This is a genomic window from Curtobacterium sp. NPDC087080 (assembly GCF_044745105.1).
In the GTDB taxonomy this organism is placed as follows: domain Bacteria; phylum Actinomycetota; class Actinomycetes; order Actinomycetales; family Microbacteriaceae; genus Curtobacterium.
Genome location: NZ_JBIUZP010000007.1, coordinates 20,758 through 34,023 on the forward strand (window position 1 = coordinate 20,758; position 13,266 = coordinate 34,023).

General features: G+C 71.3%; 10 protein-coding genes. All 10 read right to left on the reverse strand.

Annotated features, from left to right (window positions below):
- Window positions 1-424: 424 nt before the first annotated feature.
- Window positions 425-1,789 carry a replicative DNA helicase gene (gene dnaB, locus ACIPEQ_RS15680; RefSeq protein ID WP_066657525.1) on the reverse strand — a complete coding sequence of 455 codons (1,365 nt, stop codon included), beginning with the start codon at window positions 1,787-1,789 and terminating at the stop codon, window positions 425-427.
- A 425-nt stretch (window positions 1,790-2,214) separates the two neighbouring features.
- Complete coding sequence (locus ACIPEQ_RS15685) at window positions 2,215-6,672, reverse strand: FtsK/SpoIIIE domain-containing protein (protein ID WP_402715894.1); 4,458 nt, start codon at window positions 6,670-6,672, stop codon at window positions 2,215-2,217.
- Window positions 6,672-7,592, reverse strand: coding sequence for a hypothetical protein (locus tag ACIPEQ_RS15690; protein ID WP_402715895.1), 921 nt, complete (start codon window positions 7,590-7,592; stop codon window positions 6,672-6,674). The genes ACIPEQ_RS15685 and ACIPEQ_RS15690 overlap by 1 nt, the downstream gene beginning before the upstream one ends.
- Window positions 7,589-8,317 carry a hypothetical protein gene (locus tag ACIPEQ_RS15695; RefSeq protein ID WP_402715896.1) on the reverse strand — a complete coding sequence of 243 codons (729 nt, stop codon included), beginning with the start codon at window positions 8,315-8,317 and terminating at the stop codon, window positions 7,589-7,591. Before ACIPEQ_RS15695 ends, ACIPEQ_RS15690 begins: the two co-directional genes overlap by 4 nt.
- Entirely contained in the window at window positions 8,314-8,904 is a 591-nt protein-coding gene (locus ACIPEQ_RS15700; protein WP_402715897.1) for a hypothetical protein, read from the reverse strand. The genes ACIPEQ_RS15695 and ACIPEQ_RS15700 overlap by 4 nt, the downstream gene beginning before the upstream one ends.
- A 28-nt stretch (window positions 8,905-8,932) precedes the next feature.
- Window positions 8,933-10,507 (reverse strand): hypothetical protein, encoded by a 1,575-nt coding sequence (locus tag ACIPEQ_RS15705; RefSeq protein WP_354027257.1) that lies wholly within the window; start codon window positions 10,505-10,507, stop codon window positions 8,933-8,935.
- Complete coding sequence (locus ACIPEQ_RS15710) at window positions 10,507-10,800, reverse strand: hypothetical protein (protein WP_058748770.1); 294 nt, start codon at window positions 10,798-10,800, stop codon at window positions 10,507-10,509. The genes ACIPEQ_RS15705 and ACIPEQ_RS15710 overlap by 1 nt, the downstream gene beginning before the upstream one ends.
- Before the next feature lie 88 nt (window positions 10,801-10,888).
- Window positions 10,889-11,182: a WXG100 family type VII secretion target gene (locus tag ACIPEQ_RS15715; protein WP_058748771.1), complete on the reverse strand. Its 294-nt coding sequence runs from the start codon at window positions 11,180-11,182 to the stop codon at window positions 10,889-10,891.
- Window positions 11,183-11,453: 271 nt separating this feature from the next.
- On the reverse strand, window positions 11,454-12,893 hold the full coding sequence (locus ACIPEQ_RS15720) for a hypothetical protein (RefSeq protein WP_402715898.1): 1,440 nt from the start codon (window positions 12,891-12,893) through the stop codon (window positions 11,454-11,456).
- Window positions 12,893-13,213 (reverse strand): hypothetical protein, encoded by a 321-nt coding sequence (locus ACIPEQ_RS15725; protein ID WP_354027259.1) that lies wholly within the window; start codon window positions 13,211-13,213, stop codon window positions 12,893-12,895. Before ACIPEQ_RS15725 ends, ACIPEQ_RS15720 begins: the two co-directional genes overlap by 1 nt.
- Between the last annotated feature and the right edge of the window lie 53 nt (window positions 13,214-13,266).

Sequence of the window (13,266 nt, forward strand, 5' to 3'; positions counted from 1 at the left end):
CGTCAGAACGTCAAGGATCCGGATCGCGAGCGCGCCGTAGAGATGACGGTCCTCTTAGTCGATGCTGTCGGACAACGTGTACACCGCATCACGCTAACGCTATTGTCGACCCGCGACGCCGGGATGGGACCCGCCAAGCCCGTTTCGGCGCCCGGTAGCCGGTCCACCAGTGAGTCGAGGCTACCCTCCGGGAGCTTCGGGTTCCTACGGCCCTGCTCTGGAGCGAACTCTGTCTCACATAGGTGGTCCGCGAACTATCTCAGTTCACGCACGCCATGCGGACGCCCCCCGACAGACAAGGGCTGAGCGCGGCGTTAGACGACATGCCCGCCGACCGGACTGCCAAACAACCTGTCCAACTCCGTATCTCAGGACACGCTGTGTGGCAGTTGGACAAGTTAGCTGACGGACGACAACACCCCGCCTACTGCGGCATGTCGACGAACCGCGAGAACATCCCGTGGAACGCCACCGTGATGGTGTCCGTCGGCCCGTTGCGGTGCTTCGCCACGATCAGGTCCGCCTCACCCTGACGCGGGTTGTCCTTCTCGTACGCCGACTCACGGTGCAGCAGGATCACCATGTCGGCGTCCTGCTCGATGGACCCCGACTCACGCAGGTCCGAGATCATCGGCTTCTTGTCCGCACGCTGCTCCGGACCACGGTTCAGCTGCGACAGCGCGATGACCGGCACGCCGAGCTCCTTCGCCATGAGCTTGAGCGCACGCGAGAACTCCGAGACCTCCTGCTGACGGCTCTCGACCTTCTTGCCCGAGGTCATCAGCTGCAGGTAGTCGATGACCACGAGCTTGAGGTTGTGCTGCTGCTTGAGCCGGCGGCACTTCGCACGGATCTCGACGAGCGTCATGTTGGGGGAGTCGTCGATGAAGAACGGGGCATCGTTGATGCGCCCGCGGGTCTGGGCGATCGTGGTCCAGTCGCGGGAGTCCACGGTGCCCTTGCGCATGTTCTGCAGCGGCACGCTCGACTCAGCGGACAGCAGGCGCATCGCGATCTCGGCGCGGCCCATCTCGAGCGAGAAGAACGCGGCCGTCTGGTCGTGCTTGAGCGCGGCGGCGCGGCACAGGTCGAGCGCCAGCGTCGACTTGCCGAGCGCGGGGCGGGCGGCGACGATGATGAGCTGCCCGGGGTGGAAGCCGTTCGTCAGGGCGTCGAGGCCGCTGAACCCCGTCGGCACGCCGGTCATCTGCCCGTCGCGGCCCTTGGCGGCCTCGATCTCGTCGATGGCGGCCCCGATGGCGTCGGTCAGGGGCACGTAGTCCTCGGTCTGCACGCCGCCGGCGACGTTGTAGACCTCGGCCTGGGCGCTGTTGACGAGGTCGGTGACCTCACCCTCGGACGCGTAGCCCATCTGCACGATGCGGGTACCGGCGTCGACCAGGCGGCGGAGCACGGCCTTCTCGGCGACGATCGCCGCGTAGTACCCGGCGTTCGCGGCGGTCGGCACCATGCTCGTGACGCTGTGCAGGTACTCGGCGCCGCCGGCTCGGGAGAGCAGTCCGGTCTTGGTCAGCTCGTCGGTGACGGCGATGACGTCGGTGGGCTCGCCGTGCGAGTAGAGCGACAGGATCGCGTCGAAGATGACCTCGTGCTTGGGGATGTAGAAGTCCACGCCGCGGGCGGTCTCGATGACGTCGGCGACGGCGTCCTTCGACAGCAGCATGCCGCCGATCGTCGACTGCTCGGCGAGCAGGTCGTGCGGCGGCGTCCGTTCCGAGCCCCGTTCGGACAGGTCCTGCGGGGACGGATCGAGATGCGCGATCGACACACGGACTCCCTCTTGTCGTGACGGTGCGGACCTCGGCCCACACCGGCTTTCCTACCCCGGACGACCGACATCCCCTGCCTCCGCCGAGTCGCTGGGCCAAGCTACGGGGACAGAGTTATCCCCAGCAAACAGCCCTGGGGATAACTCTGTGGAGACCATGTCGAACACGCCGGGTCTCCATGTGCACAACTGTGGACGAACATGTGGACAAGATGGTCCTCGAATGCATGTTCGATCACTTGACCTGGGCTTTCCTGCTGCACATGGTGTGTGGAAAACCGTGCTTCAACTGCACCTTGAAGGTTGATGGATCGGAGCCCGCACTGTGCACAACGACTTGACAAACCGGGTCCCTGTGGGGATCGTTCTCGGGCCGCTCCCAGCATCGGCAGCGCGCCGCGAGGAGTAACCAGCCAGCACCGGCCTCAGCCCACCAGAGCGCCGGACTCGGTCCCTGCCCGCGGCCACGCCTGCGTCCCCGCTCGCGTCCCGGCCGGCACCATGGGCACCTGCAGCGTCGACGCCAGCCCGGTCCCCAGGTGCACGAGCGCCGATCCGGGCTCGATCCGCGACGAGATCGACGACCGCGCGATGCGCACCCCGATCAGGTCCCCGGCCAGGGTGTCCTGCGGTGACAGCAGCGCCCCGCGACGGTTCTTCTTCGCGTCGACCTGCCACCCGCCGAACCCGGCCGCGAGTCCCGTCGTGTTGCCCCCGAGCAGCATGCCCTGCCCGTTGTCCACGGCGGCACGACCCCAGTCGCGCAGCCACCGAGCCGCCGAGCAGTCGATGAGCAGCTCGCCGTCGTCCACGACGAGCACCAGGGGAGCGCCGTCCGGCGCGAGCACGGGTTCGAGCTGCTCCTGCGTGACGTCGTCCCCGCTGAACACCGCCCGCACACCGGGCAGCCCCTCGAGGTCCCGCACGGGTCCCGGTCGCGGCGCGAGCACGACGAGCGACGTCCCGCCCGCCAGGAGCGACCGTGCCATCGCGGCGAGCATCGTGGAGCGGCCGGACCGCGACGGCCCGGCGACCACGAACGTGCCGCCGCCCGTGCGCAGGTCGACGGTCTGCAGCTCCATGTCGTCCCCGCCGACCCCGGTGACGGCGACCATCGGGGTCGGTACCGGAGCGGACTCGAGCGCGAGCGCGGTGTCGAGGTCCAGGTCCTTCGGCATCGCGTCCACCCGGAACGGACGCGGCGACGGCGGGACCGGCGAGCTCGCGCGGAGCTCCGCGGCGAGGTCCCGCACGGCGGTGGTCTGCCCCTGGCCGGACACGTCGGTGCCGAGCGTGGCGAAGTGCACCTCGGTGCCCGAGTCGGCGCGGAACCCGCGACCGGCCGGGATCGACGCGGGGAGCTTCCGGTGGTTGATGCCGCCGAGCGAGTAGTCCAGCCGGTCGGTCAGCCGGAGCACGATCTTGTCGTCGGTGAGGGTCGACATCCGCGACGACAGCAGCGACCGGTCGCCGGCCACGACGACGTGGATCCCGGCGGCCGCACCGTCGCGGAGCAACGACTGCACGGCGTCGGTGAGCGCTCCGCCGTCGACCTCGCCGAGCGAGGTGGTGAAGTTCTCCCACCGGTCGATGAGCACGAGCACGTGCGGCAGCCGCTCGCCCGGTGCGGCGAGCAGACGCTGCTCGGTGATGTCCGCAGCCGATGCCGCGGCGATCAGGTCGTGCCGCCGGGCGGTCTCCCGCGTCAGGCGGTCGATCAGGCGCGTGGCGCGTTCGACCTGCGTCCGCTGCACCACCGCACCGCAGTGCGGCAGCTGCTGGAGCGACGCGAGGGCGCCGTTGCCGCAGTCGATCGCGTACACGTGCAGGTCGGCGGACGACAGGGAGCGCGCCGCCGACGCGGCCAGCGTGCGGAGCGCCGTCGACCGACCGGACCCCGGCGCGCCGACGACGAACTGGTGCGTGAACCGCGCGAGGTCGACCTCGGCCGCGCGCTGCTCCTGGGTGTCCGGCAGGTCCTCGAGTCCGACGGCGAAGCGGAGGGCGTCGTCGGTCGACGACGTCTCCCGGCGCGACCCGACGGCGGCGGACGCCACCCCGGCGAGCGGCAGCAGCTCCGGCAGCGGCGGCAACCACGGGCTGTGCACCCGTCCGATGCCGAGCCGGTCGCGGGCGTCCCCCATCGCCTGCACCAGGACCGACAGGTCCGTCGCGGCGGTCGCCTGGTCGCTGCGCGAGGGTCGCGTGGGTGGTGCGGTGGCGAAGTCGCGCCAGTCGAGCACGCGGACGAACGGGAGGCCCGTGGCCGGGTCCTCCTCGCCGGCCCACCGACCGCCGACCCGCGCCGACTGGAACGGCACCACCGACGAGTGACCGAGGCGCGCGAACGCGCGCCCCGGCACGCTCTTCGGGATGCGTGCGGCGTCGGCCACGTCGATGACGTCGGTGCTCTCGCCGGAGTCGGTCATGCGCAGCGCGACGCGCAGGTTGGTGTTCGCCCGGATGTCCGGACCGACGACACCGCCGGGGCGCTGGGTGGCCAGGATGAGGTGCACCCCGAGCGACCGGCCGCGCTGGGCGATGCCGATGAGCCCCGCGACGAAGTCGGGCAGCTCGGTGACCATCGCCGCGAACTCGTCGATCACGAGCACGAGCCGCGGCATCTGCTCGCCGGCACCACCGCGGGCGAGGTGCGCCTCGTGGTCCTCGATGTCCTTCGCGCCCGACGCAGCCAGGATGTGCTCGCGTCGGGTGAGCTCGGCACGCAGCGACCGGAGCGCACGTTCGACCAGGTGCTGGTCGAGGTCGGTGACCAGCCCGACGGTGTGCGGCAGGTCCGAGGCGACGCTGAACGCCGCTCCGCCCTTGTAGTCGACGAGCACGAACGTCATCCGGTCCGGTCGGTTCCGCAGTGCGAGCGAGGCGACGAGGGTCTGCAGGAACTCGGACTTGCCCGAACCGGTCGTGCCGGCGACCAGGCCGTGCGGGCCGTCCTTGACCAGGTCGAGCTCGAAGGCGCCGTCGATCCCGATGCCGACGACCGCGGAGGTGCTCGTGCCGGATGCTGCCCAGCGTTCGGCGACGCTCGGGCCGTCGGGCTGCGGCAGGTCGACCACGTCGAGCAGTCGTGCGGCGTCCGGCACCAGGCCGTCGCCGTCGGACCCGCTCGTGTCCCGGAGCGGCGAGGTCCCGCGTGCGACGTCGTCGTACCAGTCGTCCGCGACCCGGTCGGCGAGCACGAGCTCGACCGGTGCGGACAGCTGCCGACGGAGCACGAGCTCGGTGGGGCTGCGGTGGGTGACGGTGGCGACGCACTCCTCGGGGAGCTGCCACTCCTCCTCGTCGATGCACACGAGGCGGATGCCGCACGCGGGCCCGTCGCGCAGGAGTCCGACGACACCGGGCATCGCACGGAGACGTCGGGCGCCGTCGAGCACCACGACGATCTCAGGCGAGAACCGGGTGCGGTTCATGCCGTTCTTCTGCCGTTCGGCCCGGCGCTCCGCGAGCACCTGGCTGAGCTCGGCCAGGCGCCGCCCGATCGTCTCCCCGTCGGCACCGATGAGCGCCAGGGCCTCCTGGCCGGCCGTCGGCCGCATGTGCGGCAGCCAGAGGGTCCACGCCCAGGCCGGCACGTGCTGCTGCGCCGTGAGCACGACGAACTGCACCTCGCGCGGGCTCTGCGTGACGGCGAGTTGCCCGAGCACCCAGCGGCCGAGCTCCCGCGGCGAGTCACCCGCGCCGGCGATGCCGAGCACCCCGACCTCGGCGAGCGGCACCGTGACGGGGACGCCTCGGGTGACCCGGGGTGCGTGCGCGAGTCCGTCGAGGTCGCGGTCGTCCACCACGGTGACGGTCGACGGCAGGTCGCCCGTACCGATCCGCACGTGCAGGTGGTCGCCGTCCGAGGGCCGACGCTCCCACAGCCGTCGACCGGGGGTGGTCGCGACGACCCGCAGCGACGCGGCGTCGAGCGCGGACGTCCGCCGCTGGTCCCGCTGGTCGAGCACGGCCTGGTCGATCGCCGTCTCGAGCGCGGCGACCCGTTCGCGGTGCTCGGCGAGCTGCTTCCGGTGGCTCTTCTTGCCGGTGCGCCGCGAGCTGATCGTCTGGCCGATGACCATCATCGGGGTCATCGCCGCGAAGAGCAGGTAGAACGGCGACCGGAACACGGTCGCCATCACGATGCCGAACATCGCCGGCACGAACACCATGATCCACGGGATCGCCGAGCGCTGCGGCGCCACGGGCGGCTTCGGGATCCGGAAGTCGGTCTGCAGGAAGGGCGGGAGCAGCCGCGGCGGCCGGTTGAAGTCGAGCTGGCCGGAGTCCGGTGGGCGCAGCAGCATCCGGTCGACGACCTCGACGGGGCCGACGCTCAGCACCGTGTCACCGAGGCGCACGAGGGCGCCGGCCGACCAGTCGCGCCACTCGACGGTGACCGGGTCGCCCTCGAGCGTCGGGGTGGGACGGTCCGTGGGACGCTCGCCGTCGTCCTCGGTCGGGGTGAGCCGGACGGTCACCGATCCGTCGAACGCGGTCCGTGCCTCCAGACCGGTCCGTCCGCCCGCGGCGGCCCCGACGGCTGCCGCGCCGTCGTCGGCGAGGGCGATGCGGACGGTCCCCGGTGGCAGCCGGCGCACGCGACCCGCGTCGACACCGCCCACGACGAGCAGGTGCACGATGCCGTGCTCGGGCTGCGGCCGCTCGGCGCCACCGACGTGCAGGACGGCGCCGTCGACCAGCCCGCTGCGCGCGAACGGCACGTCGCCGTCGGGCGCCCCCTCGGGCACCGGTCGTCCGCCGGTGCGACGGACCAGTGCGTCGACGACGGTCCGCATGGGCGTCTGCCCGGCGGCGTCGACGAGGACGTCGGAGTGCTCGCCGGTCGCGTCGTCGACGACCGTGACGACGACGCGCATCAGGCCTGTTCCCGCACGTCGGCCGGCAGCGCTTTCCCGGCCGACGCCGCCGGGTCCGCCGGGACGGACCGGCCGAGGGCCGCCCACTGCAGCGTCCCGAGCTCGTCGGACACGTGCGTGCCGTCCCGGCGCGCCTCGACCGTCCAGCGCGCGAGCGGGTGCGGTGCGGCCGAGACGCACGCCCAGCGGCCGCCCGGCCGCTCGAGCAGACGGGCGAGCTCACGCCCGTCCGCACCGGCCGGCACCCGCGCCACGACCAGGAGGCCCGGGGTCGCGTCGGCCGTCACCGCCGCGACCGCCTCGTGCACCGTCACGGGCGTGCCCACCCCGACCGGCGAGCCGACCTCGAGCACGCTGGTGCCGACGGCCCACGGTGCGGTCGCGAGCTGCTCGACGAGCCGGACGAGCAGCGCCTGTCGGGCGGCACCCTCCCCGCGCAGCGCGACGATCCCGCCCACCCGGCGAAGGTCGACCACGACCGTCTCGTCCTGGCGGGTCCCGAGCGACACCGCCGTGGCGAACTCGGCCGGGGCTCCGCCGACGAGCGGGAGCGTCTGCAGCGCCCACATCGGCGCCGACCAGGTCCGACCGTCCGGCGTGGCGGTCCACGGTGCCGGCGGCGCGATCGTCGGCGAGGCGACGTCGATCCGCACGATCGCACCGATCGTGATCCGCACCGCTCCGGGGAACAGCACGCCTGCCCCGGCACACGAGGCCTCGATGCCGCGGAGCACCCGGTCGACGGCCCAGGCGGCGGCCGGGTCCCGGCGGACCTGGTCGGCCCAGACCAGGGCGTCGGTCGAGGTCCGGCGGCGCAGCGCGACGAGGGTCGGCACCACGACGGCCAGCGCTCCCAGGAGCACGACGACCGACATCGTGAGCAGCAGGTGTGACTCGGGGGCGAGGAACGACCAGCTCATGCGCGGGCCTCGGCGATCTGCGAGATCCGGCGCTCGAGCGGGGTCGGGTCGGTGCCGGGCACGTCCGTCCAGCGGAAGGTGGTCATCACGGCGTCGAAGAGCATCACCAGCGCGTCGGTGAGCTGCTCGGCGGCCTCGGGGTCCGCCGGGTCGCTGCGACTGATCGCCGAGAACGACATGAGCACCCACCGACCCGGACGGTGCGGGACGGGGATCGAGTACGTGACCTGGCGGTCGTCGACGACGGGCAGGTCTGCGCCGACCTCCGGGAGCTCGGCGGCGACGTCCGCGCGCCGGACCGTCTGCTCGGTGCGTGCGGCGATGCCGCCGTCGACCTCGCGCAGCCCCGTGTCGTCGGGGTCGCGCCGGGTCGGCAGGGCTTCGGCGAGCAACTGCGCGACGACCTGCTCGGGGGCCTCCTCGGAGTCGTCGTCCACCTCGGACTCGATGATCGACACCGGGGGCGTGTAGCCGTCGACGGGCTGGACCGGCATGTACACCGCGGTGGCGCCGCTGTCCCCGGCCTCGACGACGGCGCCCAGCAGGCGCTTCCGCATCTCCTGACGCAGGGGTTCGGCGCGGTCCCGCGGCAGGTCGTCCGGCAGCGCCCGGGCGATCACGGTGCGGACGATCTCGCCGAGTTCCCCGCGCTGGTCCTCGCCGGCCGGCAGGCGTGCCCACCCGGGCGGGACGACGACCAGGAACGACGCGGTCGGAGCGGTCATGCGTGCACCTCGTTCTCCACGGTGGCGAGCAGGTCGACGACGAGCGGTGCGAAGACCGGGACGAGCCCGAGGTCCGTCGTCCGCCAGAGCACGTGCGTGTCGACGCCGTCGGCCCGGCGGACGGCCGTGACGCTCGCCCAGATCGCGCCGTCCTCGTCGAGGTCGTAGCGGGTGACGACGGGCCCCTCGCCCCCGACGTGCTCCGGGAGCTCGTCGACCGACGGGGGCTCGACGGGCAGGCCACCGGTCGCTCCGGCCAGGTCGAGCAGCTCGGTGGTGCCGCCCTCGGCGAGCCCGACGGTGACCACGACGGGCAGCGGCCAGTTCCCCGGCACCGCGAGCGAGGCCACGAGCCACTGACCCGGCCCGAGACCGGCGCGGAACGCCAGCAGCGTGTCGAGTGCCGCGACGGTGTCGAGTCGCTCGTCCGTCCGACCCTCCGGACGCTCGTCGTCGAGCCGGACGACCGCGTCGAACAGCTCGAGCGTCTCGGCACGCCAGGCGGTGTCGACCTCGTCCGGGTGCGGCACGAGGAGCCAGGTGGCGCCGTCGGTGGTGATGCTCGACGAGACGGTGGCGGTGGTCACGGTGGTCCTCTCGGGGGTGCAGCGGGGGTCAGCGCTGGGCGGCGGGGACGGTCGGCAGGTCGGTGACGGGGTGCTTGTGCTCCGCCACCCACTCGGTCCACGGCCGCTCCTGGTCGGCGCCGATGCCGATCGGGCCGATCACCAGGCCGGCGATCGCGTTGCCCTTGCCCCAGGCGCTCATGAAGCCGTTCGCGCCGGCGTGGTACCAGGGCGCCGCGGTGACGCCCGACCGGAGGCGGTTCAGCTTCTCGAAGTCACTCAAGCGGTCGCGGGTGAACTGGAAGTCGACGCCACCCAAACGCTCGCCCCAGTCCTTGAGCCCACCGCGGGTGCCGACCTCGGTCCAGAACTGCTTCTTGACGAGCTTCGCGTCGTTCGCGATGACCTTGTGGATCTTCGCGACGTTCCACCAGTTCGGGTTGTCGGAGAACTTCGCCGCGAAGTCGGCCTTCGTCCCGATGGACTCGACCTTCGTCCGTTCGAGGTTCCGCTTCGCACCGTGGAGCACCTGTGCGAGCGTGTCCCGTTCGTTCCGGAGCGCGACGATCTCGCGTCGGCCGGCGTTCCGGCCCGCCGCGGTGGTCGCTGCTGCCTTGCGCGCACGAGCGGCCGTGAGCGACGTCTTCACGGCCTCCAGGTCGGCCTTCCGCGCGGTGACCTCGGCCTTCGCCGTCCCGAGCGCCTTGTCGAACTTCGTGGTCATCGCGCCCTTGGTCGCCTTGATGCCGTTGCTGACGGCGGTCGAGGTGACCTTCGTGATCGCGGTGCCGAGTCCGAGCGTCAGCACGCCGACGACGGCCATGACGAGGTCGAAGACGTTGCCCTCGCCCATCGCGAAGGTCGCCGCCTGTGCGATCAGGGTCATCCCCGCGGAGATGGCTCCGAGGATGGCGCCGATGCCGAGGCCCGGGATCAGGAAGGCGAAGACGGCCAGGACGATCCCGATGATGGTCAGGATCTTGATGAGCATGTGGATGAACTTGTACCAGCCGGAGTCGTGCAGGCCGTCGTGCCAGCCGTCCCGCATGGTGCTCGCGGCCGTCCGACCCGCGGCGCTCAGCTGGTCGCGGGCGTCCTGCAGCTTCCGCTTCGCCGCCGCGACCGCGCCCTCGGCACCGGAGATCCGGTCGGCGCGCTTCTGGCTGTCCGCGGTGTCCTCGGGCGTCGGCTCCTTCCCGCCCGCCTTCGCATCGGCGACGGGGTCGGCGAGTCCCTGGGCCGAACCGAGGTCACCCTTCGCGGCGATCGCGTCCTGCAGCGCCTGCCACGAGGTCCCCATGACGGTGCCCGCCGAGCGGTCGCTCTCGTCGCCGACCGCGGCGGCGAAGCCGGTCAGGGCCTCGCCCGCCGACCGGTAGCGTCCGGTCATCTGCTTCAGGGAGCCGGCGACGTCCTTCGCCCGCTTGCGGACGGCATCGACGGCCTCACCCTTGCCGACGGACTCGTCGCCGCTGCCGACCTTCTCGAGCGTCGCGGCGGTGGTCTCCATCGACTCCGCCATGTCCCGGTAGTACGCCGCGAGCTCGAGCACCTTCGCCGGCTGCGTCGTGATCGGGTCGCCCGGCTCGTCGAGCGCGGCCCAGTCGCCTGCGCGGCCGGCCATCAGGCGGACTCCTCGTGCGACTGCAGGCCGTCGGTCAGCTGCTGCTGCAGGTCGCGCCACGTCTCGACCGAGTTCTGCAGGTTCTTGTCGAGCTTGTCGACGTTCTTGCGGATCTTCTCGCGGTGGAGCTTCCAGTCCTTGCTGAAGTGCGAGAAGGCGTCCTGCAGGTGGGACTCACCGAAGACGCCGTGGTACTGGTCGTCGTCGGACTTCTGGTGTTCGAGCTCGTCGTTGATGGCGTGCACCTTCGCGGCGCTGTCGCTGAGCTCCTGGCTGATCACGAGATCGGACACGGGTACCTCCGAGGGGGACGGGACGGGAACGGGACGCGCCCCGGCCGACGTCGCTGACGGCAGCGTCGACCGGGGCGCGGGGAGCGCGCTACTTGATGGCGTTCGCGAGTTCCTGGTCGGTCTGCTGCAGCGCCTCGGCCGCCTTGTTCAGGTACATCGACATGCCCTCGAGACCCTCGATGGTCTTCGTCGCACCGTCGTTGAACTCCTGGTACGAGCTACCGAACGCGACCGACGACTGGTCCGTCACGTAGCCGCCGGAGATCAGCGAGTCCACCAGGGCCTTCAGCTCCCGCAGCTTCGAGGTGATGTCCTGCTCACCGTTCACGAGTCGGGTCGCGGCGTCCTGCATCTCGCCGTAGGTCACGTTCAAGTTGGGCATGGCCTGCTCCTGTCGTTCGTCGCGCCCCCCGGTCGAGGGACACCGGGAACGTTATTCCAGAGCGGAACCATCTCGGGGGGTACATTTCTCGACGCGGTCCACCCGGGAGCGTGCACAGTGATGTGCACATTCCAGTACATCGCCGTCGCCCCGGGCTCGGTACCGAGCAGTATTCACATGCCACCGACGTGTCGAGACTCGCGAGTATCGGCGTGTCGCGCTGCGGGAAGCGGCCCGTTGTCCCCCGGAAGCCGGACAGGCTCCGGCGCGATCAGCCCTTGGTGAGCGCCGCGTTCGCGTCCTTCCAGCCCGGGACCCGCTCCTGGTCACCACCCCAGCCGGTCGGCTTGATGCCCTGGCCGTAGACGAACGTGTTCGCCCAGCTGGCCACGACGCGACCACCGGCGGCCCACGAGTGCCACGTCGGCGACGCGGCGATCTGCACGCCGTACTTCGACCACATCTCCTTCTGCATCTTCGTCATCTCGAACTGCCGGTCGACACTGAACAGGCGCTCCCACTGCCAGCCCTTGCCGTCCTTGCCGAAGACGTCGAGCACCTTCGCCTTGTCCTCGTTCCAGAGCGCCCGGTTCGGCCGCCACCAGTTCGGCTTCTCCTTGAAGCCGTCGAGCACGTTCTTCGTCCTCGAGGCCGTGAAGGTCTGCTTCACCGTCGCGATCTGCTCGCCGAGTTCCCGCATCTCGGTCCGTGCCGCGGAGTACTCGCTTCCCGTACGGGCGCCGAGTGCCTTCGTGATCTGCACGGAGCGCAGGTCCTGCAGGTTCCTGATCTTGTCCAGCGACGTCTTCTGGAAGCCGGCGAACCCCTTCGCGAGCCCGGCGGTCTTCAGCGTCGAGACCGCCTTCGTCAGGGCTCCACCGACGCCGACGAGCACCAGACCGACCGCCGAGGTGATCACGTCGAGCCAGGAGCCCTCGCCCATGCTCGCGAGCGCGATGTTGGCGACGAGGGTCACGGACGCCGCCACGGCCGCCATGAAGGTCAGGATCCCCACGCCGGGGATCAGGATGGCCAGCGCGGCCAGGGCGATGCCGATGTAGGTGAAGATCTTGACCAGGATCTTGAGCAGCTTCGAGAAGAACGCCTTGATCTTGTCGCCGAGGGTGTCGTGCAGGCCGTCGTCCCAGGCCGCGCGGATCGTCGACGCTGCCTGGCGGCCGGCACCGTTCAGGGTGTCGACGGCGCGTCGCAGCTTCGCGGTCGCCGCGTCCGCTCCCGCCCGTGCGTCCTCGGTCGCGCGGTGCTTCGCGTCGACCGCCCCCTGCTCGTCCGCGGTCATGGGCGGGGCGTCCTGCGCCCGACCCTGCGACGGGTCGACCATGCTCGCGGCCCGCGACCCGGCTGCCGACGCGTCCTCGGCCTCACGCAACGCTGCGGCGGACTCGTCGAGCGCGGTCTCGAGCGACGGCAGGTACCCGGTCAGGGCGTCCCGGATCGCGTCGTAGCGGCCGGACATCTTCTGCAGCGAAGCAGCGACCTCGCCGCTCTTCTTCCGGACGGCGTCGGCGGACTCGCCCTTGAACTGCGACTCGTCGCCCTCGCCGATGCGCTTCAGGACGTCCGCCTCGCTGCGGATCTCGTCGGCGATCGACCGGTAGTAGTCGACCAGCTCGTGGACCACCTGCGTGTCCGCGACGATCGGGTCCGAGGCCTCGCCGACGAGCGACCAGTTCCCTCCGCGGGCGGGCATCAGGCGGCCGTCCCGTCGGTGTGGCCCGTGTCCGTGCGTTCGGTCGTGAGCTTCTCCGCCAGGTCGTGCTCGAGCGCCGACCAGTTCTCGACGGACTTCTGCATCTTGTCGTGCAGGTCCTTCACCGCGCCCGTCATCTTGCCGCGGTGGATCTTCCAGTCGCCGGAGAAGTCGTGCATCGCCCGCTGCACGTCGTGCTGGCCGTAGACCTCGGTCAGTGCGCGGTCGTCGGACTTCTGGTGCTCCAGCTCGTCGGAGATGTGCTGGAGCTTCGTGGCCGAGTCCTCGAGGACGGCCTTGGTGATGATGAGGTCTGCCATGGGTGCTCCCGATCGCTGCCCGTGCCGGTGTGCCGGTGGAAGGTGGGACGGGC

What these genes read in the sequence shown, in the direction of transcription:
- ACIPEQ_RS15695 (WP_402715896.1), bottom strand. Translation starts at nt 8,317, where the DNA reads ATGACCGCTCCGACCGCGTCGTTCCTGGTCGTCGTCCCGCCCGGGTGG.
- ACIPEQ_RS15705 (WP_354027257.1), bottom strand. Translation starts at nt 10,507, where the DNA reads ATGGCCGGCCGCGCAGGCGACTGGGCCGCGCTCGACGAGCCGGGCGAC.
- ACIPEQ_RS15720 (WP_402715898.1), bottom strand. Translation starts at nt 12,893, where the DNA reads ATGCCCGCCCGCGGAGGGAACTGGTCGCTCGTCGGCGAGGCCTCGGAC.
- ACIPEQ_RS15690 (WP_402715895.1), bottom strand. Translation starts at nt 7,592, where the DNA reads ATGAGCTGGTCGTTCCTCGCCCCCGAGTCACACCTGCTGCTCACGATG.
- ACIPEQ_RS15715 (WP_058748771.1), bottom strand. Translation starts at nt 11,182, where the DNA reads ATGCCCAACTTGAACGTGACCTACGGCGAGATGCAGGACGCCGCGACC.
- ACIPEQ_RS15685 (WP_402715894.1), bottom strand. Translation starts at nt 6,672, where the DNA reads ATGCGCGTCGTCGTCACGGTCGTCGACGACGCGACCGGCGAGCACTCC.
- ACIPEQ_RS15725 (WP_354027259.1), bottom strand. Translation starts at nt 13,213, where the DNA reads ATGGCAGACCTCATCATCACCAAGGCCGTCCTCGAGGACTCGGCCACG.